Raw genomic sequence first — 23,394 nt, forward strand, 5'->3', positions numbered from 1 at the left:
GGGCTTTTTTTTGTAGATACTCAATGTGTTCGGCTTCTGTCGGCAACTGCTTATGAGCTCCGGGAGATGGGTGTAACTACTCAGTTCATCCGAGAAAAACGGGGCTGGATACCAGCCTTCGTCGGCATGACTAAACTGGGGAAGGACGTGGCACGATATGTCATTCCGGCGAAAGCCGGATCCAGTGCCGGCAAGTCAACAATAGAGTATGTGCTGACTAGTTACGATGGGGGTTAGTGCTTTTTCGGCAGAATAGCGACAAGTGGCGGCGTGGAGATCGTCACTTCCATTCATTGATTCAGTTGTTATTATTGGGATGTTGTGTTGTGTGATATTTTGCGAGGAACGTTCAGGGCCACGAGCCTGGGATAATGATGAAACAGACACGGAAATTTTGGCGATGGATACTGGGTATCATTTTGCTCTTGATCTGCATGCAGCCGATGGTTTTCGCCGATGAAAAAAAACAGACCGGATTCCCTTCCTTTGGTTATGAAATGTTCGTCAGGCACGGATCGATCATGCTGCTCATCGAGGAGCAAACCGGCGAGATCATCGATGCCAATGAAGCCGCATCGGACTTCTACGGGTACTCCCGAGCGCAACTGCGATCCATGTCCATCCAGCAGATCAACATATTTTCTCCCGAAGAGATCCGCAGAGAGATGGAGGCTGCAACCCGCCAGGAGCGCAACTACTTTGTCTTTGAACATCGCCTGGCGGACGGAGAAACCCGAACTGTTGAAGTGACTTCCTGGCCGATCCAGTATGGCGACGAAACCGTTCTCTTCTCCATTGTGCAGGATATCACCGCGGAGAGAATGCTGGCGCAATCCGTGGAGCAGCGGACACGCATTTTCATGTGGGTGCTGGCCCTGGCTTTTGGCGTACTTCTGGCGATCATCGGCTGGCTCGTTCATCTTTCACGACGTCGAAAACAGGCCGTGCGGGCTCTGAATGACCAGGTCGGCTTTTTGAACACCGTCATCAACTCCCTGGATTATCCTTTCTACGTCGTCAACGCCAACACCTACACCATCGAACTCGCCAACAAGGCGGCCATGGCCGGGGGGATACCCCAGGAAGGCATGACCTGCCATTCATTGGCCCATGGTTCTGATGTTCCTTGCATGGACATGGGGCACCCCTGCCCGGTGCGGATCGTCAAGCGAACCGGACAACCAACGGTCGTGGAGCACCTCCACCATGACCGGCAGGGCAATGACCGTATCGTGGACGTGCATGCGCACCCGGTGTTCAATGATTTGGGAGAGGTCGTCCAGGTGATCCAGTACGACATGGACGTCACGGATCGAAAAAATGCCGAGCTTGCCTTGCAGGAAAGCCAGGAAAGACTGGCACTGGCGACAAGTGGCACGGGCATCGGAATTTGGGATTATTCGGCCAAGGACGATCGCCTGGAATGGGATGATCAAATGTTGCGCCTGTTTGAAATTCAACGTGAGGATTTCTCCGGTTCCTTTGATGATTGGAGCCGTAGGGTTCACCCTGATGACGTGGAACAGGCGACGGAGATTTTCCGTTCCGCATTGGACGACGGCAGCGCCTTTTCCCTGGAATTCCGGATCATGTGTCAGGGATCGGGGCCGGAAGATCAGGCTGTCCGGTACCTTGCAGGTTCCGGTTTCGTCAGTCGGGATGCCCTGGGGAATGCAGTCCGGGCCTTAGGTATAAATTACGACATCACCGAGCGCCGAAAAGCGCAAGAGGAATTGGAGCGCAGCAATCGACAACTCGAAGAATCCGTTGAGCAAACCAGGCGTATGGCCGTGGCCGCGCAGGCGGCGAATGTTGCCAAGAGCCAATTCCTGGCGAACATGAGCCACGAGATCAGAACGCCCATGAACGGCGTCATCGGCATGACCGGGTTGCTGTTGGATACGGAGCTGACGGAGGAACAGCGCTCCTTTGCGGAAGGCATCAAGACCAGTGGTGAAAGCCTGCTGGCGCTGATCAACGACATTCTGGATCTCTCAAAGGTTGAGGCCGACAAACTGAGCCTGGAGGAATTGGATTTTGATTTGCGAAAAATCATGAACGAGACAACTCATCTCTTGGAGCGCAGGGCCGCAGAAAAAGGCTTGAGAATGAGTTTCCGGATAGCCAGGGAAATTCCGAAACATCTCCGGGGAGACCCTACCCGGCTGCGCCAGATACTCTTGAATCTCTGGGGCAATGCCATCAAGTTCACCTCCGTCGGCGAGGTGGAGACCATTGTCACTCTGGAACAAAAGCTTCGGGAACGCTATTTGCTTCGATTCACGGTCAGAGACACCGGGATCGGGATTCCCCAAGAAATGCTTCCCGCGATATTTGAACCATTTCATCAGGTGGATGCCTCCACTACCCGCAACTATGGCGGCACCGGCCTGGGATTGCCAATCTCCAAGCGGCTGGTGGAAATGATGGGCGGAACCATGGAGGCGGAGAGCACTCTCGGGCAGGGGAGCACGTTCAGTTTTACCATTGTTTTGGGTGAAGCGGCTTCCACGCGAACTCCCCATGCGGATTCCGACAGCACAAGCAAGGTACCGAAGATCGCCTCGCTTCGACCAATATCTGAAAAAGCTTCGGGCCAGGGGAAAAAACGAATCCTGCTGGCCGAGGACAACCAGGTCAATCAGCTTGTTGCCCTGAAGATTCTGGAACGTCTGGGATACCGGGCGGATGTCGCGGTCAACGGCCGAGAGGCTCTCGATGCCCTGGCCAAACAGCCTTATGATCTGGTGCTTATGGACCTCCAGATGCCGGTCATGGACGGGCTGGAGGCCGTGAAGCGCATCAGGGTGCTTGAAACGGGAGAGCATGACCGAGGGCCTGCGGACGCAATGCGAAGCTCGGATTTTCAATCCCTGCACCCCGAAAACATTGGAATCCCCGTGATTGCGCTCACAGCCCATGCGATGCAGGGCGATCGTGAAGTCTGCATCAAGGCCGGAATGAACGATTACCTGACCAAGCCCCTTCATCCAACAACTTTGGCGAACATCTTGGAAAAGTGGCTGCCAGATCCAAAACTTCTGAAAAATCCTGAACGAACAGAAGGTTCAAATGACTCAATTATGCCGAAACGTGCCGACGCCGATGAATGGGAGAATTTATCCGCTGTGGATGCAACTGTATTTGACCGTAGGGATCTGTTGCGTCGGATTGACCATGATCTCGAATTGGCACGCAAAATGACGAAAATATTTCTTGCCGACGTTCCCGAACAGTTGAGCAGCCTGCGCAAGGCTTTCCAAGGAAGCGATGCCGCATCCGTCAAAAAAATCGCCCATAAATTGAAGGGCAGTGCCCAGAGCATGGGTTGCACCGGCTTGAGCCAAATCGTGGACAAGTTGGAACAGACCGCCGACAATGGCAACCTTTCGCAGGCTGCAGGCTTGCTGCCGGAAATGGAAGCCTGTTTCGCCCAGGTCAGGGAAGTGTTGCAAATCGAGTTTGCCCCGGGAAAGACCATTTCTGATCAGTTTTCTGAACAGAAATCATAAAGGAAGGTGTCCCATGTTTGGAAAAGGTATCAAGCTGTTCAAGGTGTTCGGCTTTCAGTTCAAGGTCGATCCCAGTTGGATCATCATTGCCGCCCTGGTCACATGGTCCCTGGCCGTGGGCTTTTTTCCCCATGTCATCGAGGGGCTGGAGCCGCTGGATTACTGGAAGCTGGCCGTGGTCGGGGCCCTGGGCCTGTTTTTTTCGATCCTGTTCCATGAGTTCTGGCATTCCATGGTCGCACGAAAATTCGGGGTGGAGGTCAGCGGCATCACTCTTTTCATTTTCGGCGGCGTTGCCGAGATGCCCCAGGAACCGAAGTCGCCGAAAAGTGAGTTCTGGATTGCCATTGCCGGTCCCGCGGCCAGCCTGTTTCTGGCGCTGGTGTTCTACCTTGTCTACGATTTCGGCTTTCGGTTCGGCATGGATGAGGCCGTGAGCAGCGTGTTCATGTATGTGGCCCTGATCAATCTGATTCTGGCGATCTTCAATCTGATTCCGGCCTTTCCCATGGATGGCGGACGGATTCTGCGGTCCGTGCTTTGGAGCATCAAGAAGGATCAGCGCTGGGCCACCAGGATTTCCACCAATTTCGGCATGGTCTTCGGACTTGTGCTGATCGGCCTCGGTTTATTGAATATCCTCACCGGAAACATCGTCGGCGGACTCTGGTACTCCCTGATCGGCATGTTTATCCGCTATGCGGCCCGCAATTCCTACCAGCAGCTGGCCGTGAAACACGCTCTCGCCGGGGAGCGGGTCCGGACCCTCATGAAAAACCCGGTGACCATTCCCAGTTCCATATCATTGCAGGAGATGGTGGAAGACTATGTTTATCGTTATCATCACAAGTTCTTTCCGGTGCAGGACGGAAAGGATCGCGTTGAAGGATGCATCACCACCAAACAGGTGGGGGAACTGGGAAGAGAGGAATGGCCGCGAACCCAGGTTCGGGAGATCATGATCCCCTGTTCCGTGAGCAACAGCGTGGGGCCTGACGAAGACGTGGCCGAGGTGCTGCGGACCATGAACGCCACAGGTCTGAGCCGGATGATGGTCATGGAAAACGAGCGACTGCTGGGAATCATCTCCTTGAAGGACATCCTGGGCTACCTGACCGCCCGAATGGAACTGCAGGGGGATAGGGGGTTGGAGTGACGGCTCAGGCGAGATTCACCTCGCTGAGATTTCGAAATTTTTCAGCTCAGCCGAAATCCTTCGGACTGGATGCCGCGTTCACCGGCATGAATGAACATGAAAACAGTTTCTGCAACAAGTCATTCCGGCGAAAGCCGGAATCCAGTGCAGAATTATGACCATCTACGGAAAAGATGAATAAATACAATAATTCATAATTCAGCTTCCAAAGCAGAAAAAGGTTACTAACTTGTGGCAAGCGTGATCTGGATTCCCGCCTTCGCGGGAATGACTTGTTTTTCAATGCCGTTACCAAGGCAGTCATACTCGTGCAGGCGAGTATCCATTCCACTCCTGTGTCCATAGAGGGTGAGCTGAGGTTATGGATAATTCAATCATCATGAACCGCCCGCTCCCTCAAGGTGCCGGGTTCGCAGGAATACATATCCAGGGAGCGGAAAAAAATCTTCCCGGCGTCCTTTGTCCTTCAACCAACGAAAGCAGGCGGTTCGATTTCTTCATCTTCCCTTGACGCCTCATGCGGCCAATAATCCGCCGAAGATCGCCGCCACACCGCTGGCCGTCGCAGTGATGAACACCCACCATGTCGCGTTGGCGGCGGTTTTGCGCATCTCGTCAGCCTGATGGATGACTTCCTGCCGCGCCTGTTCGACGCGGTTCTTGACTTCCAGCTTCATCCGCTCGACGCGGATCACGGTCTCGTCCCGGATCTTCATGATCTGGTCCACCATCTTGTCCACATCTTCCTCGGAAACATAGCGGCTGCTGGTCACAATGGCCAGGACATCCTGCCTGTTCAGACCCTTTGCCCGATGGTAGAGATCCTCGGCCGCGAAGCGCGGGTCGCTGAACATGAGTTCCAGGTCGTGGCGAATGGCTTCGGCGTCCAGATTCGGGCGTTCCAGCGACGCGATGTACTCCTCTATGCGGTTCAGGATCCGTTCCTTATTTGATACCGCACCTGTTTTACCTTCATCCATGTCTATCGTCCTACCGGTAAACTTGTCTCCCTGCATTTCTGTCTGCATGTCTGAGGTGCGCTGTCGCGCCTTGCCGGTATAGTTTTCCACAACCCCCCAGATTCTATCCACATACTGATGGACCTCGTCCTTGCTCATGTCCTGGCGCTTGGCAATGAGCGTCTCGACGGTATCCCGGTCGATGGAGGAGAGCCGGCGTGACAGGGCGTCTGCCCCTTCGGATCGGTCCTGGAAGAGCTTCTCCAGGTCGCGCTTAATGCCGTCGGGATCGAGCTGTTCCTTGCCGGTGCTGCGCAGGAACTCCTCGAATTTCTTGCGCGTTTGCTCCGCTTCCTCATGGCTGAGTCCCATGGCCCGCAATGCGCTGTCCGCCGCCTTTTCGTGACGCGGCTTGTCGGAATGGGTTTCCTCCTTGGTCCGTGCCGCAATATCCCGTAACCGTGAGGCGGCACTTTTGGCTTCTTCTCGGCTCATGCGCTTGCCGGAGGTGCGGATCTGACGGATGATTTCCGGAGTGCCGCCGGGTCCGCCGTCAGGACTGACGTATTCCTCGATCCGCAGTTCATTGATCAGATTTTCGAGTTCGTCGCGAAACATGCGGGGCGAAGCTTCGCGTTTGAGTTCGTTGATGTAATCCTTGATCTGCTGCTGGAGGTCGATGTGGCCGAAGAGTTCGGAATGGACGGCTTTGGTGATCGAGCGGGCCTGATCCTCGTAACGGCGTCCTTCGGACCTTTGCATGAGCTGTGTTCCGGCCTGGGCAACGGACTGAAAGCCTTGCCTGGCCATTTTGGCAATAGCCCCGATCATGGTCGTGCCGATGCGCAGTTCCAGCATGAACGTGATCAGGTAGGACAACCCCCAGATGACCAGAGCCACGCCCACGGCATACATGGCGTTCAAGGGACTGATGATCGCCAGGGCCAGCCATGTGGCCAGGAAAAGGGAAATGCTCGCGGTGATCATGGTCATGACGCCGAACCCGGTGCTGACCTGCCGCATGGTGGTGTGCACGCCGTCGGCATAGTCCGAGAAGGCGGTCGGACCATGAGGATTCTTATCGGAACCATGTCCGCTCTTCTCCTCTTTTTTTGATTTCCTGTCGTCGGAATCCGCGGTCATGACCTTGGCCGCAGAGAGACCGGCCGCGGCGGAAAGGTTGGTCAGGAACAGCTGAAATGCCGCGGCGAGAACCACGCCGGCGACCACGGCCACGAAAAAGTTGGACGCCGTAAGCTGATAGATGGAGACCACATCCTGGGCCATGGCCGGAATGCTGACCCCGCAGAGGACAAGCAAGGTTATGGTGATAATGCGTTTCATTGGAATATCTCCCGTGTGTATGTAGCCTTCAACGACTACGCAATGTTTCGATCAACTCTTCCTTGGTCAGGCCGGAAATGCGTGGAATGCCGAGTTCCTTGGCCCGCTGGTAGAGTTCCTTCTTGGTCCTGTCCTCGTAACGCGTGGCTGCGCCGCCGCGTTTGCCTGCTTCTGAGCGCGGAGTGTTCGCGATTCGGGCTGCCTTCTCCTTGCCCATACCCTGGGACCGCAATGCTTCGTATTGCTCATCGTCCTTGATTTGTGGGCCATGGTCTTTTGCCATTTCGGACTCCTTTTCATTTTCGATGGGGGTATGTTTTCGTTGATATGCTTCACGGTCGTCACCCGTTGACAATGGATCCGCCGTTGGGGTGCAGGGTCTGGCCGCTGATGTAGGATGAATCCTCGGAAGCAAGGAACAGAAAGCACGTGGCGACCTCGTAGGGCTGTCCCACGCGTTGCATCGGCGAACTCAAGCCATGCTTCGCGGTTTTTTCCTCGGTGAAGCTGGCCGGGATCAGCGGGGTCCAGATGGGGCCCGGTGCCACGGCATTGACTCGGATGCCCTTCCCGATCAGGCTCGAGGAAAGGGAGCGGGTGAACGCCAGAATCGCGCCCTTGGTGCAGGCGTAATCGATAAGCTTCGGGTGCCCCTGATAGGCGACGATGGACGTGTCGTTGATGATTGTCGCACCTTCCTTGAGGTGAGGCAGGACCGCCTTGGTCAGGTAGAACATCGAAAAGATGTTCGTCCTGAAAGTGCGCTCCATCTGCTCGTCGCTGATGTCGAGCAGGCTGTCGCACAGGTGCTGTTCCGCGGCGTTGTTGATCAGGATGTCCAGCTTGCCGAACTCGTTGACGGTTTTTTCAACAGTCTGGCGACAAAACTCCGGATCGCCGACGTCTCCGGCCAAGAGCATGCATTTTCTCCCGATTTTTTCGATCTTCTCGCATGTCTCTCTCGCGTCCTGGTGTTCATCCAGATAGACAATGGATACGTCGCAACCTTCCTTGGCAAAGAGGATGGCGGTGGCCCGCCCGATGCCGCTGTCGCCACCGGTGATCAGCGCAACCTTTCCCTTGAGTTTGTCGCTTGGTCGATAGTTCGGATTCTCGTCCTGCGGCACGGGATCCATCTCATGCCGTACTCCGGGTTGTTTCTCCTGCTTCTGTTTGGGCATTCCTTCGCTGTTCATTGTCGCTCTCCTTGTTAAAAATTTAACTATTCAGCAGGGATGTGGCCTGCCTCCGACAATCGGGGTCGGGGTCGGTATCGGTTTCGGGAACGTTGAAACTCCCTCCGCACGGCCTTGCTTCCGACCTGATACCGATCCGATCCGGATACCGACATCGACAGCAATGCCACATTCGGCAACAGCAGTGTATTCTGATGCATCACCGCGATTACGCCAAAGGAACACGATCTGGTGTTGTCCATGGCTTCAAAAGCACCTTGACGACTCCATCCCATTTCTTCTGGAACATCTCGTACCCCCTGGGACCATCATCCAGCGGCAGAGTGTGGGTGGCGAGATGGTGGACGCCCAGGGGATCTTTCTCATCCGTCAAATAGGGCATGATGTCGCTGACCCAGCGTTTGACGTTGGCCTGGCCCATGCGCAACTGGATCTGCTTGTCGAACAGTTTCAGCATGGGCAATGGATCTGCCGTGCCGCCGTACACGCCGATGACGGAAACAGTCCCGCCACGGCGCACCGTGTCGATGCTGGCGTACAAGGCGCTCAGCCTGTCCACGCCGGCCTTTTTCATCATCGTTTCGGCCATTGTGTTGGGCAGCATGGAGGTCATCTGCTGGGCCAGCTTTCCCATTGGCGCTCCATGCGACTCCATGCCTACGGCATCAATCACCGAATCCGGTCCGCGTCCGGACGTCATTTCCCTGATGGTTTCGGCAATGTCCTTGTGGTCGTTGAGGTTGAGGACCTCCACAAAATGCCGGCGCGCCATTTTCAATCTCTGCGGAATAAGATCCACGCCGATCACCCGTGCTCCTTGCACTCTGGCGATCCGGGCGCACATCTGGCCGATGGGGCCCATTCCGAAAACGACAACGGTGCCGCCCCTGGGGATGTTGGCGTACTCCACGGCCTGCCAGGCCGTGGGCAGGACGTCCGCCAGATAGATGAACGTCTCATCGGGTGGACCTTCCGGAACCTTGATCGGACCGTAATGAGCCTGCGGAACGCGCAGGTACTCGGCCTGGCCTCCGGCCACCTGGCCATACAGCTTGGAATATCCGTAGATCGCGGCCCCGGCGCCCTGATCCCGAACCTGCGTGGTTTCGCATTGCGACTGCAGGCCTTGGTCACACATGAAGCACGTGCCGCAACTGATGTTGAAGGGAATGACCACCCGGTCTCCGGGCTTGATGTGGGAAACCCCTTTGCCGACCTCCTCCACATAACCCATGGGTTCGTGGCCCATGATGTCCCCCGGTGTCATGAACGCTCCGAGGACTTCGTAGAGATGCAGGTCAGATCCGCAAATCGCCGTGGTGGTGACGCGGATCACGGCGTCCGTGTCCTCGATGATCTTGGGATCCGGTACGTTATCCACCCGGACATCCCGTTTGCCGTGCCATACCAGCGCTTTCATTTTTCCTCCCCAATATTTTTTATCGGTTTTGCCTGATCTTGAATTGCCGGATGGTTTCCCTATGATCAAACCGGCAGTCGGCCTGCTATGACTCTATTTTTTTCAACATTGACTTCGTTATGGACTGGGTTGTCTTGAAGTAGTTCTCCCAGGGATCTCGTTTCAGTCCGGCAAGACGTTTTTCGATGTTGTCGATCCGGTACTTGTCCGGCCTGGTCTGGGGGGTCAGCTCTTCCCAGCGCAACGGGGCGGAAATCGGAGCTCCGGGCTTGGCCCGGGTCGAGTAGGGGGCAATGGAGGTCGCTCCCCTGCCATTGCGCAGGTAATCGATGAACATCTTTCCTTCCCGTTTCTTTTTGCTCAGCGTGGCCACGAAGCGTTCCGGATGCATCCGGGTCATGCGCAAGGCCACATCGCGGGCAAAGGTCTTCACCTCGTCCCAGCCTGATCGGCGGACCAGGGGAACCACAACGTGAAAACCCTTGCCCCCGGAGGTCTTCAGAAAGCTCTTCAGGCCGATGGATTCAAGATAACCGCGCAACAGCAGGGTGCCTTCCACAACCTGCTCCAGTTCGACTCCGGGAGCCGGATCGAGATCCATGATCATCAGGTCCGGTTTCTCGATCTGATCTTCCCTGGCGTTCCAGGGATGAAACTCCAGCACCCCCAGTTGGACCAGACTGACAAGTCCCTGAATGTCGTGAATCACGATATAGGGTTCCGTGGACTTCTTTTCCCGGATCAGGATTTCCCGGACATGCTTCGGGAGGGATTCCGCCGAGAAATGCTTTTGATAGAAGCACTCATGTTCCCTGCCCCGGGGACAGCGCAGCAGAGACAACGGCCGCCGGATCAGATAGGGCAGGATATGATCGGAGATGCGCTGATAGTAGCCCGCCAGGTCAGCCTTGGTGATTCCCAGCTCGGGATAGTAGACGCGCTCCGCATTTGTCAGCCGGACCTGATCCGGGGAGGCGCGGCGGGATGCCGTTGCGGCGGGACGGCTTTGGCTGGATTGTTCATCTCTGGATTCAGCGTCCAACACGGCATCCCGGGGTATTTGCGTTTCCCTCCGTATTTCCAGGGGAGATTTGTCCTCGCGCAAGCCCTTGTATGCCGGATGGCGCAACAGCCCTTCCTGGGTCCATCCCGTGAAAGACACTTCAGCGATCAACTTTGGGGCGATCCAGTGAACATTATGGGCTTCCGCGCCTTTAGGCGGGTTGACGAAGGGCGATCTTTCCCGCTCCAGGCCGGACATTCTCTTTTGCAGCGAAAGCAGTTCCCTCTGATTGAATCCCGTACCGACCTTGCCGCAGTAGCGAAAATGCTTCTGCTCATCATAGACGCCCAGAAGCAGGGCGCCGAAGGCGATCCGGGAGCCGGCCGGATCCGTAAATCCGCCGATGACGAACTCCTGGCGCTGCTGGCACTTGACCTTGAGCCAGCGCCGGGAACGTTTCTGCTGGTAAGGGCTCAGGCTGTCCTTGGAAATGATCCCTTCCAGGGCGATCCGGCAGGCATGCTCGTAAACCAGTCGACCCGAGCCCGCGACATGGTCGCTGAACCGGACAGCCGATCCCGAGGGCATCTTGTCGCAAAGTTCTCTCAGCCGGTTCTTGCGCTCATGCAGAGGCGATTTTGTGAGGTCGGATTCCCCTTCATGCAGAATATCGAAAACGTAGTAGAGCAGCATGCCGGTTTTTACGCCCTCGAAGGAGTTCTGCAGGGCCTGGAAACTCGTGGTCCCATCGGCCAGCTGGATGACGACCTCCCCGTCGAGAACGGCAACCTTTGCGGGAAAGTCGGACAGAGATCGGACCAGCGTCGGCAGCCTGGACGTCCAATCCTTGCCGTTGCGGCTGACCAGGCGGATTGATCCCGATTTGAGAAAGGCTATGATGCGATATCCGTCATATTTGATTTCATGAAACCAATGGTCGCCTTCGGGCGGAACATCGACCAGAGTGGGCAGCTGGGGATGAATCGTTTCCGGCATAGCGGCCTTGGGAGCTTTTGGGAGGATCGATGAGTGGGAGGAAGAAGAATCATTTTCAGGCTGATCCGGGTCAGGTCGCGAATGAGCAGTGATCTGTTCCATGGATCTGCCGGTGGAAACGCTGCGGTCCATTTCGAGCAATTTGTCCGGTGACGCCAAGTCGGCGTAACCGTCCTTGGATTTTACAAAGAGCCAGTTCTTGTTGTTCTCCGCTTTCCGGCCGCCCATCCGGAACAGGATCCATTTTCCATGCAGCTTCTCGCCCCGGATCTCGAAATGCATCCGGCCCTGCCGGTACTCTTCTTCCGGGTCCCCGTCCGGGATCCAGACCCCCTCGTCCCAGAGCATCACGGTGCCGCCGCCGTATTCCTGTTTGGGAATGGTTCCCTCGAAGGTTCCGTAATCCAGGGGGTGGTCTTCCACATGCACCGCCAGCCGTTTTTGACCGGGATCGAGGCTCGGCCCCTTGGGCAGGGCCCAGCTTTTGAGAACGCCGCCGAGTTCGAGCCGCAGATCGTAATGCAGCCTGCTGGCGGCATGCTTCTGGATCAGGAAGCGGCGTCCCGAAGCGGAGGCCTCCTCGCGCCCCTCCGGTTCCGGAGTGACCTGAAAGTTCCTTTTGTTCCGATATTCCTCGAGCTTCATTTTTGGTTCCCATTTAGGTGATCATGATAGGCAGCATGATCCCGAGAGATATTCCTCAGTCAGGGGCCGGAAGCCCATTCGCTTCTTCAAGGAGAATCCTACTGAGGGTCATTGTTTGAAAATGGCTTGGGGATTTATATGGAGGATACTCTGTATTTGATTCCACAAGGTCAGGTATTTCCATGGGCAGGAGCATTATCCTCAATGATTCCGGCACATGTTACGCACATATTTCTGCTGGATGACCGTAAAGGAGTCGTGCCGGACCTAAGTACAGGACAAAAAATATTTAATAACGGCATTCATTATCTTTTTTGATTTGTTCTATAAAGAAATCTACTATGCAATACTCAATTTGCACAATTTTAATCTAATTACAGAGTGTTTCAGAGATAAGGTTGATCTCATTATTTCTTATAAAATGGCTTACAGGGTGCAATATGAGCATGCATTATGTATAAAATGAAGACATAGAGAGAGTTGTGTAGATTAAAAATATTCCATTTTGTAATATCGCTATGCTATAGCAGAAGAAAAAGGAGGTCTTCTGTGCTTAGCGAAAATGATTTGAAGTCCATTTTAAAGAGTTCACTTGGCATAAATCTTTCCAGAGCTAAATTTATTGTAGATTTTATGACGTCTCTTTTTATCGTGCAGACTGTAAAATTGACTAGAATTTCTAACGCTATGGATGTTAAAGCAAACAAAGATTCAAGATATAAAAGATGTCAAAGATTTTTCAAAGATTTTAAATTTGATTTTATAATGCTTTCAAAATTTTTATTCCGTTTATATCCAGGTGACAAGAAAAATGTAATTCTTGCGATAGACAGAACAAACTGGAAGCTCGGAAAAATTGATATTAATATTTTAATGCTATCTATTACTTATGATGGAATTGCGTTTCCTGTAATGTGGAAAATGCTAGACAACAATGGAGGATCATCAAATACTAATGACAGAATTCAAATTGTTGAAAGATTCATTGGTGTTTTTGGCAAAGAAATAATTAAAAGCATTCTCTGTGACAGGGAATTCATTGGTAAAGACTGGGTATATTATCTAAAAAATGTTGCAAAAATTAACTTTAGAATCAGGGTTAAAGAAAAAGAAATCATAAACAAAAAAAACGGGCAACTCGCACCACTAAAAAATTTCTTTAGGAGCATTGGTCCGGGGCAAGAAAAAATACTTGAAGGCAGAAGAATTCTGTGGGGCCATCATGTATTTATTGCATGTGTCAAATCTCCTCTTGGCGAACTTGTAATTGTAATCACAGATGATGAAGCTTATTCCGCTTTGAGTGATTATGCTATTCGATGGGAAATTGAGAGTCTTTTTAAATGTTTTAAGAAAAGTGGCTTCAATCTAGAAGATACACATTTAACGCACACAGAAAGAGTTAATAATCTTCTAGGGATAGTAGCTATAGGATTTACCTGGGCCTACCTTTCCGGCGAACTGGAGTGTAAAAAACAGCCGATTATGATCAAAAGCCATGGCCGAAAGGAAAAAAGCGTATTCAAGGTAGGGCTTGATCATCTTCACCGTATTCTCCTCTACAGATTGAAATATATTTTCGAATATCAAGAGATTATTAAGATTTTGTGCAACAAATCAATAGGACCGGAATACTTGCACTCTAAAAAAATTGACATCCCGCATAGCCTCCCTTGCAAGGCCTAGGTGTCAAGAAAAAAATTACCAGAATTATTGAACAATTTATGTTTTTGTCCCGTACTTAGGTGCCGGACTTCAACTTCTTCATGTCCTGCCATGTCAGGCATGATGCGTCATGAAATACCCTTTTCCGGAGCATCCGGTACTTAAAATGGCCCATTGCAATCGTTTGAACGCGCACAATATTGTTTGTGCTCCAATATCTTGAAGAAAAAGGACGGAATGGGTGAACGGCGACAACACATTTTCAGCCCACGGTAGAAGAGCACCATATGTATATTGCTGGATGGAAACGGAAACCTGTGCTTTCTGCTTTCAGGAGTACAGCTGTGAGATGCAGTATCGATGCACGGAATGCGACGAGGCCGTCTGCCCCATGTGCGTGATGTCCGTTTCGAACAGAACGTTGGTTTGTCCCCGCTGTCATGGTGGCTGCGGGAACAAGTCTGAGGTGGATCAGCCATGACCGGAACCGCGCGATCCATCTGGAAAGGAGTGATTCGCTTCGAAGACATTTCCGTGGCCGTGAAGCTGTTTTCCGCCGTCCAGGACAACAGGGTTCATTTTCGGCTGCTGCACGAGCCGGATCTTGCTCCGGTGGAGCAGCGCATGGTCGATCCAAGGACGGGGAAGGCCGTGCCTCCGGAGGAAATCCGTCGCGGCCTGGAGATGGACAGCGGTGAAATCGTCATGGTCACGCCGACAGAGCTGGAAGAGCTGGTTCCCGAGGCTTCCAGGGATATCGAGATCACCCGATTTGTACCACGAGGCAGGATCAGTTCGCAGTGGTATGACCGGCCCTATTATCTCGGCCCGGACGGCGGCGATGAAGATTACCATGCCCTGGCAGCGGCGTTGGCCCAGGGACAGCGGGAAGGGATTGCTCGCTGGACCATGCGCAAGAAGCGATACTACGGTTCACTTCATGGCGAGGGCGGCCGCATGAAGCTGGTCACCCTGCGCTTTGCGGAAGAAATAATCGATGTCGAGGCAATTCCCAGACCCGCAGGACGCGCCTTCGAGCCGCTGGAGTTGCGGATGGCCGAGCAACTGATCGAGGCCCTGGCCGGAGATTTCCATCCGGAGGATTATCACGACGAATACCGGCAACGGGTCCTGGAACTGATCCAGGTGAAGGCCGCGGGGAATGTATTCAAGTTTGAAAAGCCGAAGCAGCACCACCTCAAAAAGGCATCCCTCGCCGAGACCCTTGAGCAAAGCCTGAATCAGGCAAGGAAGCGGAAAAGTGCCTGAGCCCAATGACAGTGAAATCCGCCGTCGGTCCATCTGGTACGGCACCGTGACCTTCGGACTGGTCAGCATTCCAGTGGCCCTGCTGCCGGCCCGGCGCTCGCAACGGGTGAGGCTTCGCATGCTGGCGCCGGACGGCGTACCGCTGGCCCGGCGGTATTATTGTCCGAAAGAGGAACGACTGATCGAGCGGGAGGAAATCGTCCGCGGGTATGAAGTGGAAGAAGGCAGGTTCGTCACGGTCACGGATGAAGAACTGGAATCCCTGCAACCGCAAAAAAGCCGGGAGATTGATCTGCGACGCTTTGTGCCGGTGGAGCAGATCGATCCCCAATACCTGGAGCGTCCCTACTTCCTGACCCCCATGGGCGATTCCCGCAAGGCCTACCGGCTGCTGACCGAAACCATGGAGAAATCAGGCAAGGCCGGAATTGCCACCTTTGTGATGCGCTCCCGGGAATACCTAGTGGCCATAATGGCCAAAAACGGGATCTTGATGGCGCAAACCTTGCGATTTGCGGATGAGATCAGGCCGAAGGACATCGTCGGCGACGTGGATGCGAACAAGGAAATATCTGAAAACAGGATTAATGCCATGATCTCCAAAATTCAGGTCGCTTCCGCCGACGGCCTCGATCTGGACGAACTGAAGGACGAATATGCCGAGCAGCTTGTCGCCCTGGCCGAACGGAAACGTGCGGCAGGCCGGGATCTTGTTGAACCTTTCGAGATGGAAGCGGAGCCCTATGATGACGAAGGCGATGACGGCAAGATCATCGACCTGATGCAGTTCCTGAAACGCAGCGTGGAGATGGAGAAAAGCTCAGACCGGGAGGCGACAGACGCGGACTCACACGAGAAATTGAACAAGTCCGAGCTGTACGCCAAGGCCAAAGAACTCGGCATTTCCGGAAGAAGCGCCATGAGCCGCGGAGAACTCCTGGAAGCCATCCGCGAAGCTGGTTGATCCTCCCGGACGAACGAATCAAGTTTCGTCACGTCCGGGAGGTGGGGTTCATAGTGGGCACGATTGGTTGCCGATCGATGCGGATCAGGCCGGGACCTTGTCCTTGTCAGGCCTGTCCCAATGCCGATGGGCGGCAATGGCCTTGATGAATTCCTCGTTGAAGCTGGACAGGCTCGATGCGTTGCGCACGGTGACCACGCCCTTGTCGTTCATCAGTTCCTCGGGCGGCGAATCCGAGAGGGAGCCTTTCTTGAAGATGTCCGACTCCATGAGCAGGTCCAGGCCCTCGCCCGTGGCGCCGATGGCCTTGCAGTGCCGGTAGGCCTCGTTGATGAAGTTGACAGCATCTCCCTGCATCTTCAGGGCCTCGATGCTCTTTGAGCCTCCTGGGACAAAGATTGCGTCGAACATGACCGAGGCCGAGGTTTCGTAGTTTTTCACCGCCTGCACCTCGTTGCCGTCGGCGCTCTTGATCATCCCCATGTGCTTGCAGACGACCTTGCAGTGCGCGCCCTTGCTCTTCAGGGCGTCCATGACCTGGGAGAGCTGTTCATGGCTGTATCCCTCAGACACCAGAACGGCGATCTTGCGGCTCTTGATGGTGTCTTTCACTGTACTGGCCATGCTCACGGCCGGGGAACTTTTGGTCACGCCGGTCCCGCCTTTCGTGGCCGGAGGGGCGACACCGATGCCTTCGGCGGCCATGGTTGCCAGATCGCCGTCCACGTTGTTCAGCAGATCGATCATCCGTTCCCGGACTTCCTTGGATTCAACCTTGCCCAGTTCGAAATGGAAGGCCTTGATCAGGTGCTTCTTTTCCGCATCCGACTGGCTGTTCCAGAACATGGTGGCCTGGCTGAAAAAGTCCCGGAAGCTCTCGCTGCGGTTGCGGACTTTCTGACCCTCGACCTTTTCCATGTGATGGACGTATCCGCCCTCTTCCCGCGTGGCCGGTTTGGGATGGCCGCCGCCCAGGGAATTGGGGAAATAATTGACGCGGCCCTTGTTGATGGTCATGCGGTGATAGGCCTTGCGTTGATTGTTGTGCACCGGCGCCAGGGGCTGGTTGATGGGAATCTCGGTGAAGTTGGGCCCGCCCAGACGAATGATCTGGGTGTCGAGATAGGAGAACAGGCGGCCCTGGAGCAGAGGATCGTTGGAAAAATCGATGCCGGGAACCACGTTGCCCGGATGAAAGGCCACCTGTTCGGTTTCGGCGAAGAAATTGTCCGGATTGCGGTTGAGAACCATCTTGCCGATGATCTTCACCGGAACGTCCTCCTCCGGCCAGATCTTGGTCGGATCCAGGACGTCGAAGTCGAACTTGAATTCATCCTCTTCCGGAATCAACTGCACGCCGAATTCGTATTCCGGGTAGTCGCCCATGTCGATGGCTTCCCAGAGATCGCGTCGCAGGAAGTCGGCATCCTTTCCTCCGAGCTTCTGGGCCTCGTCCCAGACCAGCGAATGCACGCCCAGCAGCGGTTTCCAGTGGAACTTGACGAAATGCGCTTTGCCTTCCTTGTTGATGAAGCGGTAGGTGTTGACGCCGAAACCGTCCATCATCCGGTAGCTGCGGGCGATGCCCCGGTCGGACAGCAGCCAGAGGATCATGTGCGCGGATTCGGGCATCAGGGAGATGAAATCCCAGAAATTGTCGTGGGCCGCCGAAGCCTGAGGCATTTCGTGATGCGGCTCGGGCTTGATGGAATGGACCAGGTCCGGGAACTTGATGGCGTCCTGAATGAAAAAGATCGGAATGTTGTTGCCCACCAGATCGTAATTGCCTTCCTCGGTGTAGAACTTCGTGGCAAAGCCCCGCACGTCCCGCACCGTATCCGCGGAACCCTTGCTGCCCACGACCTGGGAAAAGCGGACGAACACCGGCGTCTTCACCGCCGGGTCCTGGAGAAACCTGGCCATGGTCACGTCGGCCTGGGACTCGTAGACCTGGAAGTAGCCGTGCGCCCCGGAGCCGCGGGCATGGACCACCCGCTCCGGAATGGGTTCATGGTCGAAATGGGTCATTTTCTCCCGAAAATGAAAATCTTCCATCAGGGTGGGGCCACGATCCCCGGCCTTCAATGAATCGTCCGTGTGGCTGACCCGCACCCCCTGGTCCGTTGTCAGAAACTGGCCGTCTGAGTCCTCCCGGAACTTTTCCAGCTGTTCATTCTTGCTGTTCTCGTCAATTTTGACCTGATCAGGCTGCTTCTTTTGATGCTCGTTCATGTCTGGCCTCCTCGAATATGTTTGGAAGTTGAATCTCCACCGGGTACAGCGACCCTGCAATGATTGGCTCAGTTTTACACATGCGCCCGTCATTCCTATGGGGAAATTTATGAAGAGACGGCTTAAAAACAATGTATTTGCCTCATATGCTCAAACAAACATTATAATTATTAAATGAAGATTCGATCAAAATGTTGCCCTTATGCTGATCTGTTCGCAGGCTTCCGGGACGAGATACAGTAAATTCTCATTTCTTTTCGGGTATCAACCTTATATCTGCTTCAGCTTTTCAGGTTTATGGTGAGAGATCTGCTTGATGGCATGAATAAAATCTGATCCTCCTCGCTTCACAGGAGAACTACCCGTGGTTTCGAGTTTGATAATCCGACAACCTCTGCATGTTTGGATGTTGACGGTTCTGATCGTTGCAACTGTTTTCGCTGAAGTTTCCGCTGACGAGAATTTCAGGATCAGCCGGAATCATTTGAAACAGGCCGAAATCAAATATGGTGAGAGAGCGGTGACCAAGTTGCTGAAATGGGAAGAGATGATCCGTGCCACGGACCGAAACAAGACGGATTTGAATAAACTTGAGAAGGTGAACCAGTTTTTCAACACACGGATGATGTACGTCGCCGATATGGATCTCTGGGGCGTCGAGGATTATTGGGCAACACCGTTTGAGTTTCTGAGCAGAAGCGCCGGGGATTGCGAAGATTTCGCCATTGCCAAGTATTTTACCCTCAAGGCCATGGGCGTGAAGGAAGATCGTCTGAACATCATGTACGTCAAGTCTCTTCGGTGTGGGAGTTCGCATATGGTGTTGGCGTATTACGAAACCCCCAAATCCGAACCGTTGATTCTCGACAACTCCATCGATTGTATTCTTGCGGCGTCACAACGAAAGGACCTTTTACCGGTTTTCAGTTTCAACGCCAGTGGACTCTGGTCGTCCAGGCAAAAGGCGCAAGGCAGCCTCTCCGGCCGCACCGAACTGCTGAAACCCTGGCAGGATTTGCTGGAAAAAATGCAATAAGGACCCATATCTTATGGCAACGTATTTCCTCTGGCTGGCGCTGATTCTCCTGGTAACCATGCTGGCGGGGTTGGTCCGGGTGATTGTCGGACCGAAGCCCGCGGACAGGATTCTGGGCGCCCAGTTGTTTGGAACCACCGGAGTTGCCGTGCTGCTCCTCATGGGGGAGGCCGGCGGCAGCGATTCGCTGCGCAATGTGGCCCTCGCCTTTGTCCTGCTTGCGCTGCTGGCCCTGATCGCCTTCGTTGAACGCATTCCTCCCGAGGCGGACACGGAGGAGTCGTCATGATGGACGTGGCGCGCGACATGCTTGCCATCGTGCTATCCCTTGTCGGCGGTGCTTTTTTTATTGCAGGCACGATCGGACTGCTCCGTTTTCCGGACACCTACATGCGCCTGCATGCGATAACCAAGGCGGACAATCTCGGTCTTGGCCTGATCGTGCTGTCCCTGGCCGTCCGGAGCGAATCGATCTTCATCGCCGCAAAGTTGATGTTGATCTGGCTGCTGGCCATGCTCGTGGGCAGCAATGCCTGTTACATGATCGGCCGTTGGGCCCTGCGTCATGAAAAGGAGCAGGAAGAGTGACTGTCGCGGCTTTGGCCATTGATCTCACTCTGGCCGGATCGCTTCTGGTCATGGCCGTGATCCTGCTGACCAGGGACAATTTCTTGCAGTCCTCGATACTTTTCATCGCATTCGGGCTCTTTACGGCCCTGACATGGGTCAGGCTGGGAGCGCCGGACATCGCCCTGGCTGAAGCGGCCATCGGCGCCGGCGTGACCGGAGTACTGCTGATGGACGCCATTCGGCACATGGAATGGGAGAAAAGCACGTTCAGCAGAAAATGGCTCCGCTCCCGCCGGAGTGGAGAACCGCCGAGCCTGTGGATGAAGATCGGTTTTTCCGGGGTCACGTTTCTCATCGGCCTGCTGCTGCTTGGCGCCGTGGGGCAGATGGGTGAATCCCGTCCCGGGCTGGCCGGAGAGGCGGCACAGCGGATGCAGGATCTTGAAAATCCGGTCACAGCCGTGCTGTTGGTCTTTCGTGGTCTGGACACCTGGCTGGAAATGGGAATTCTGCTTTTGGCCGTGCTGGGAATGCTCACGGCCCGGGAGCGGCATGGGCTTCAGGCCTCCTTGCTGAAGCCGCCCCGTGATCCGATCCTGGAGGGAGTTGTCCAGCTTCTGACCCCGCTGGCCATGCTCACAGCGGCCTACTTTCTGTGGTTGGGCACCTTTTCCGCCGGAGGGGCGTTTCAGTCCGGCGTGGTCCTGGGCGCCGTTGGCATGCTGCTCTGGCTCAGCGGGCATTCCTCGATCCATTCCTTGCGGCAATGGATGTGGAAGATGCTGATGATGCTTGGTTTCGCCATGTTTTGTCTTGCCGGCTTGATCACATTGTTCATTTCCAGTTGGATGCTGCAATTCCCCGCGGACCACAGACATTATTTCATCGTGGCCATCGAGGCGGCAGCGGCCGTTTCCATCGGTGCATGCCTTGCCGGGTTGTTCGTCGGCCAGCATCCCGGCTGGGACGCTTTTGATCGCAGTCCGGCGGGCGGAGAAGAGAAGGACAATAACGGATGATCTCCGTTGAGCAGCATCAGATCTATGCCGCCGCAGCGGTGATTCTGTTCGTTTTCGGCCTGGCGGCCCTGCTGGCCGCGGCGCATCTGTTGCGGCAGATCATCGCCGTAAACGTCATGTCCTCCGGAGTGTTCCTGCTGTTGATCAGCATTGCCCGCCGGGACGCGCGGGAATTTGCCGATCCCGTGCCCCAAGCCATGGTCCTGACAGGCATCGTTGTTGCCGTAAGCATCAGTGCGTTTGCCATGGCTCTGGCCCGGCGCATCTACCGGGAAACCGGCGCCAGCGAACTTTCCACGGCGGAACAGGAGACGCAGGCCGGACAGGGGGAGCAATGAATACGGCAATCGTCGCCGTATTTCTTATTCCTTTTACCGGCGCGGCTTTCGCTTTTGTGGCGGGACGCCGGGCGCAGCAAGCCCTTGGGCTGATTACCGGCGCGGCTACTTCCGGGGCGGTGATCGTGCTGGCGCTGCATGTCCTTGAAACAGGAGCGGCGCAGTATCTCCTGGGCGGCTGGTCGACGCCTTTGGGGATCAACCTGCGTTGCGACGGGCTGGCCCTGCTGATGCTGTCCTTGACCGCCGCGGTCAGCCTGCCGACCAGCATTTATGCGGCACTGTACTTTGCCGATACCGACAACTCGCCGCACGAAGTGGTTTTTTTCTGGCCGTTGTGGTTGTTTCTCTGGGGGGGGTTGAATTGTCTTTTCGTATCCGGGGACATCTTCAACGTCTATCTGCTCCTGGAACTGACTCTGCTTGCCGCGGTGGCCCTGGCGGCGCTCAAGGGATCCCATGAAGCCCTGATCGCCTCCTACAGATATCTGATCGCGGCCACGGCCGCGGCGCTCTTCTATCTGCTGGGCGTGACCCTGCTCTATTCCGAGCACAGCACCCTCGATTTCATGGGATTGGCCGCGGCATCGCCGGACGGGTATCTGGGCATGCTCGCACTGGCCCTGCTGATTGGCGGGCTGGCCCTGAAAAGCGCCTTGTTCCCGCTCCATTTCTGGCTGCCGCCGGCGCATTCCACGGCTCCAACGCCGGTCAGCGCGGTCTTGTCGGCTCTGGTGGTCAAGGCCGGATTCTACGTTATTCTGCGCATCTGGTTCGAGATCTACCAGCAAAGCATTCCGGGCATGGGCAGCCAGCTCGTGGCGCTGCTCGGTTCCGTGGCCGTGGTCTGGGGGTCATGGCAGGCGCTGCGCCAGAAGCGCCTGAAAATGCTCGTGGCCTATTCCACTGTCGCCCAGATGGGATATCTTTTTCTGGTCTTTCCCATGGCCGAGGGCGCGGGCGAGGAGTCCATATCCGTCGCGGTATATCAGGTGATTTCCCACGGGCTGTCCAAGGCCGCCATGTTTCTCGCTGCCGGAGTGCTGATGAAATCCATGGATTCCGACCTGCTCAGGGATCATCGCGGGGCGGTACGATCCATGCCTTTTGCCGTGGCGGCCCTGGTCGTCTCCGGCGCCGGTCTGGCCGGAATTGCTCCCGGGGGCGGAGCCAAGGGAAAAATGATCACCATGGCTCTCGAACATGGACAGTGGTGGTGGGCTGTCGTCGTCGGCGCGGGGATGCTGCTTGCGGCGGCCTACACCTTTGTCGCCGTGAGAAGTGCCTTTCGCGGCGCGGGAGGAAATCGTTCCGACAACAGCCGCGGGCTGCAATACATGGGGGCGACGGCTCTGGTCATGGCGTTGGCGGGAATGGCGGCTTCCTTTTTTTCCGCCGAGATCCCGGAAGTGCTCGCCATCCGGGTGGGAGGTTGAGATGATCGCGTTTTTCAAGCGCTTCACCCTCTTCCTCCTGCTTTGGATGGTCTTGAATGAAGGAATCTTTCGATATCCTTTTCTGGCGGTCGCCGGAATCGGCGCGGCAACGCTTTTCAGCCTGCATCTCTGGCCGGGACGGCTGTTGCGGCTGAATTGGCGGGTTTTGCCGGGGTTGGTCATCTATTTTATCCGCTCCTCCCTGAAAGGAGGATTAGACATCGCCTACAGGGCCGTCTCCCCGGCCATGCCGCTGCGGCCGGACCTGATCCGGATGGAGAGCAGGCTGGACAATGAAGCGGGAGTGGTTCTGATGACCTGGATGATCAGCCTGATGCCCGGCACCGCGAGCATTAATCTGGAAAGGCGGGTCCATCTGACCATTCACGTGGTGGACTCTCGGATATACGGAGAACAGGAGCTGCGGATACTGGAGGGCAAGATCAATGCATTACTGGCTTCATAAAACGCAGTTCCTCTTCGAAATCCAAATCAATTATCGAAATCGCAATCGAAATCGCAATCGAATCGCTTGAGTTCCTATGACTTGAAAACGACCCCGATTCCGATACCGACCCCGACCCCGACCCCAATACCGATATTGATATCGATCTCGAAAGAGAATCCCACAGTT

At 55.1% G+C, this 23,394-nt stretch carries 19 protein-coding genes; 13 read left to right on the plus strand and 6 right to left on the minus strand.

The window, feature by feature from the left end; all coding sequences use genetic code 11:
• The first annotated feature begins 371 nt into the window (after positions 1–371).
• Positions 372–3,512 carry an ATP-binding protein gene (locus ACYQ15_RS11020; RefSeq protein WP_459937562.1) on the plus strand — a complete coding sequence of 1,047 codons (3,141 nt, stop codon included), beginning with the start codon at positions 372–374 and terminating at the stop codon, positions 3,510–3,512.
• A gap of 13 nt (positions 3,513–3,525) precedes the next feature.
• Positions 3,526–4,668: a site-2 protease family protein gene (locus ACYQ15_RS11025; RefSeq protein ID WP_459937563.1), complete on the plus strand. Its 1,143-nt coding sequence runs from the start codon at positions 3,526–3,528 to the stop codon at positions 4,666–4,668.
• A 515-nt stretch (positions 4,669–5,183) separates the two neighbouring features.
• Here ACYQ15_RS11025 and ACYQ15_RS11030 read toward each other — a convergent pair.
• The 5 genes from ACYQ15_RS11030 to ligD form a co-directional block, all read right to left on the minus strand.
• The gene (locus ACYQ15_RS11030) at positions 5,184–6,971 is read right to left on the minus strand and encodes a coiled-coil domain-containing protein (protein ID WP_459937564.1); all 1,788 of its coding nucleotides are present in this window, start codon (positions 6,969–6,971) and stop codon (positions 5,184–5,186) included.
• 28 nt (positions 6,972–6,999) lie between these two features.
• Complete coding sequence (locus tag ACYQ15_RS11035) at positions 7,000–7,254, minus strand: DUF7218 family protein (RefSeq protein WP_459937565.1); 255 nt, start codon at positions 7,252–7,254, stop codon at positions 7,000–7,002.
• A gap of 58 nt (positions 7,255–7,312) precedes the next feature.
• Positions 7,313–8,167 carry an SDR family oxidoreductase gene (locus tag ACYQ15_RS11040; RefSeq protein ID WP_459937566.1) on the minus strand — a complete coding sequence of 285 codons (855 nt, stop codon included), beginning with the start codon at positions 8,165–8,167 and terminating at the stop codon, positions 7,313–7,315.
• Positions 8,168–8,375: 208 nt separating this feature from the next.
• Positions 8,376–9,587, minus strand: coding sequence for a zinc-dependent alcohol dehydrogenase (locus ACYQ15_RS11045; RefSeq protein ID WP_459937567.1), 1,212 nt, complete (start codon positions 9,585–9,587; stop codon positions 8,376–8,378).
• A gap of 85 nt (positions 9,588–9,672) precedes the next feature.
• Positions 9,673–12,231, minus strand: a complete 2,559-nt coding sequence (ligD, locus tag ACYQ15_RS11050) for a DNA ligase D (RefSeq protein WP_459937568.1) — start codon at positions 12,229–12,231, stop codon at positions 9,673–9,675.
• Positions 12,232–12,342: 111 nt separating this feature from the next.
• Here ligD and ACYQ15_RS11055 point away from each other — a divergent pair, with 111 nt between their 5' ends.
• The 4 genes from ACYQ15_RS11055 (at position 12,343) to ku (ACYQ15_RS11070) (ending at position 16,129) form a co-directional block, all read left to right on the plus strand.
• Entirely contained in the window at positions 12,343–12,549 is a 207-nt protein-coding gene (locus ACYQ15_RS11055; protein ID WP_459937569.1) for a hypothetical protein, read from the plus strand.
• Positions 12,550–12,780: 231 nt separating this feature from the next.
• Complete coding sequence (locus ACYQ15_RS11060; protein ID WP_459937570.1) at positions 12,781–13,917, plus strand: IS4 family transposase; 1,137 nt, start codon at positions 12,781–12,783, stop codon at positions 13,915–13,917.
• A gap of 456 nt (positions 13,918–14,373) precedes the next feature.
• Positions 14,374–15,165 (plus strand): non-homologous end joining protein Ku, encoded by a 792-nt coding sequence (ku, locus tag ACYQ15_RS11065; protein ID WP_459937571.1) that lies wholly within the window; start codon positions 14,374–14,376, stop codon positions 15,163–15,165.
• On the plus strand, positions 15,158–16,129 hold the full coding sequence (gene ku / locus ACYQ15_RS11070) for a non-homologous end joining protein Ku (RefSeq protein WP_459937572.1): 972 nt from the start codon (positions 15,158–15,160) through the stop codon (positions 16,127–16,129). The genes ku (ACYQ15_RS11065) and ku (ACYQ15_RS11070) overlap by 8 nt, the downstream gene beginning before the upstream one ends.
• A gap of 84 nt (positions 16,130–16,213) precedes the next feature.
• On the opposite strand, the gene ACYQ15_RS11075 is transcribed toward ku (ACYQ15_RS11070), so the two are convergent.
• On the minus strand, positions 16,214–18,361 hold the full coding sequence (locus tag ACYQ15_RS11075) for a catalase (protein WP_459937573.1): 2,148 nt from the start codon (positions 18,359–18,361) through the stop codon (positions 16,214–16,216).
• A gap of 406 nt (positions 18,362–18,767) precedes the next feature.
• On the opposite strand from ACYQ15_RS11075, the gene ACYQ15_RS11080 reads away from it, so the two are divergent.
• Genes ACYQ15_RS11080 through ACYQ15_RS11110 form a run of 7 tightly spaced genes read left to right on the plus strand, consistent with a single transcriptional unit; the run spans position 18,768 to position 23,226 of the window.
• Complete coding sequence (locus ACYQ15_RS11080) at positions 18,768–19,397, plus strand: transglutaminase-like cysteine peptidase (RefSeq protein ID WP_459937574.1); 630 nt, start codon at positions 18,768–18,770, stop codon at positions 19,395–19,397.
• A 13-nt stretch (positions 19,398–19,410) separates the two neighbouring features.
• Positions 19,411–19,686 (plus strand): MrpF/PhaF family protein, encoded by a 276-nt coding sequence (locus ACYQ15_RS11085; RefSeq protein WP_459937575.1) that lies wholly within the window; start codon positions 19,411–19,413, stop codon positions 19,684–19,686.
• Positions 19,683–19,985 carry a cation:proton antiporter gene (locus ACYQ15_RS11090; protein WP_459937576.1) on the plus strand — a complete coding sequence of 101 codons (303 nt, stop codon included), beginning with the start codon at positions 19,683–19,685 and terminating at the stop codon, positions 19,983–19,985. The genes ACYQ15_RS11085 and ACYQ15_RS11090 overlap by 4 nt, the downstream gene beginning before the upstream one ends.
• Positions 19,982–20,986 carry a hydrogenase subunit MbhD domain-containing protein gene (locus tag ACYQ15_RS11095; protein ID WP_459937577.1) on the plus strand — a complete coding sequence of 335 codons (1,005 nt, stop codon included), beginning with the start codon at positions 19,982–19,984 and terminating at the stop codon, positions 20,984–20,986. Before ACYQ15_RS11090 ends, ACYQ15_RS11095 begins: the two co-directional genes overlap by 4 nt.
• On the plus strand, positions 20,983–21,324 hold the full coding sequence (locus tag ACYQ15_RS11100; protein ID WP_459937578.1) for a sodium:proton antiporter: 342 nt from the start codon (positions 20,983–20,985) through the stop codon (positions 21,322–21,324). The genes ACYQ15_RS11095 and ACYQ15_RS11100 overlap by 4 nt, the downstream gene beginning before the upstream one ends.
• Positions 21,321–22,760, plus strand: a complete 1,440-nt coding sequence (locus ACYQ15_RS11105) for a complex I subunit 5 family protein (RefSeq protein WP_459937579.1) — start codon at positions 21,321–21,323, stop codon at positions 22,758–22,760. The genes ACYQ15_RS11100 and ACYQ15_RS11105 overlap by 4 nt, the downstream gene beginning before the upstream one ends.
• Position 22,761: 1 nt before the next feature.
• A complete protein-coding gene (locus tag ACYQ15_RS11110) occupies positions 22,762–23,226 on the plus strand; it encodes a Na+/H+ antiporter subunit E (RefSeq protein ID WP_459937580.1) in 465 nt (154 codons plus the stop codon).
• Positions 23,227–23,394: the final 168 nt, after the last annotated feature.

Source organism: Desulfonatronum parangueonense (genome assembly GCF_054656975.1).

Excerpts from the sequence above, each read along its gene's own strand:
- ACYQ15_RS11020 (WP_459937562.1), top strand. The coding sequence starts at position 372 with ATGATGAAACAGACACGGAAATTTTGGCGATGGATACTGGGTATCATT.
- ACYQ15_RS11025 (WP_459937563.1), top strand. The coding sequence starts at position 3,526 with ATGTTTGGAAAAGGTATCAAGCTGTTCAAGGTGTTCGGCTTTCAGTTC.
- ACYQ15_RS11030 (WP_459937564.1), bottom strand. The coding sequence starts at position 6,971 with ATGAAACGCATTATCACCATAACCTTGCTTGTCCTCTGCGGGGTCAGC.
- ACYQ15_RS11035 (WP_459937565.1), bottom strand. The coding sequence starts at position 7,254 with ATGGCAAAAGACCATGGCCCACAAATCAAGGACGATGAGCAATACGAA.
- ACYQ15_RS11040 (WP_459937566.1), bottom strand. The coding sequence starts at position 8,167 with ATGAACAGCGAAGGAATGCCCAAACAGAAGCAGGAGAAACAACCCGGA.
- ACYQ15_RS11045 (WP_459937567.1), bottom strand. The coding sequence starts at position 9,587 with ATGAAAGCGCTGGTATGGCACGGCAAACGGGATGTCCGGGTGGATAAC.
- ligD (WP_459937568.1), bottom strand. The coding sequence starts at position 12,231 with ATGAAGCTCGAGGAATATCGGAACAAAAGGAACTTTCAGGTCACTCCG.
- ku (WP_459937571.1), top strand. The coding sequence starts at position 14,374 with ATGACCGGAACCGCGCGATCCATCTGGAAAGGAGTGATTCGCTTCGAA.
- ACYQ15_RS11075 (WP_459937573.1), bottom strand. The coding sequence starts at position 18,361 with ATGAACGAGCATCAAAAGAAGCAGCCTGATCAGGTCAAAATTGACGAG.
- ACYQ15_RS11080 (WP_459937574.1), top strand. The coding sequence starts at position 18,768 with ATGTTGACGGTTCTGATCGTTGCAACTGTTTTCGCTGAAGTTTCCGCT.
- ACYQ15_RS11085 (WP_459937575.1), top strand. The coding sequence starts at position 19,411 with ATGGCAACGTATTTCCTCTGGCTGGCGCTGATTCTCCTGGTAACCATG.
- ACYQ15_RS11090 (WP_459937576.1), top strand. The coding sequence starts at position 19,683 with ATGATGGACGTGGCGCGCGACATGCTTGCCATCGTGCTATCCCTTGTC.
- ACYQ15_RS11100 (WP_459937578.1), top strand. The coding sequence starts at position 20,983 with ATGATCTCCGTTGAGCAGCATCAGATCTATGCCGCCGCAGCGGTGATT.
- ACYQ15_RS11105 (WP_459937579.1), top strand. The coding sequence starts at position 21,321 with ATGAATACGGCAATCGTCGCCGTATTTCTTATTCCTTTTACCGGCGCG.
- ACYQ15_RS11110 (WP_459937580.1), top strand. The coding sequence starts at position 22,762 with ATGATCGCGTTTTTCAAGCGCTTCACCCTCTTCCTCCTGCTTTGGATG.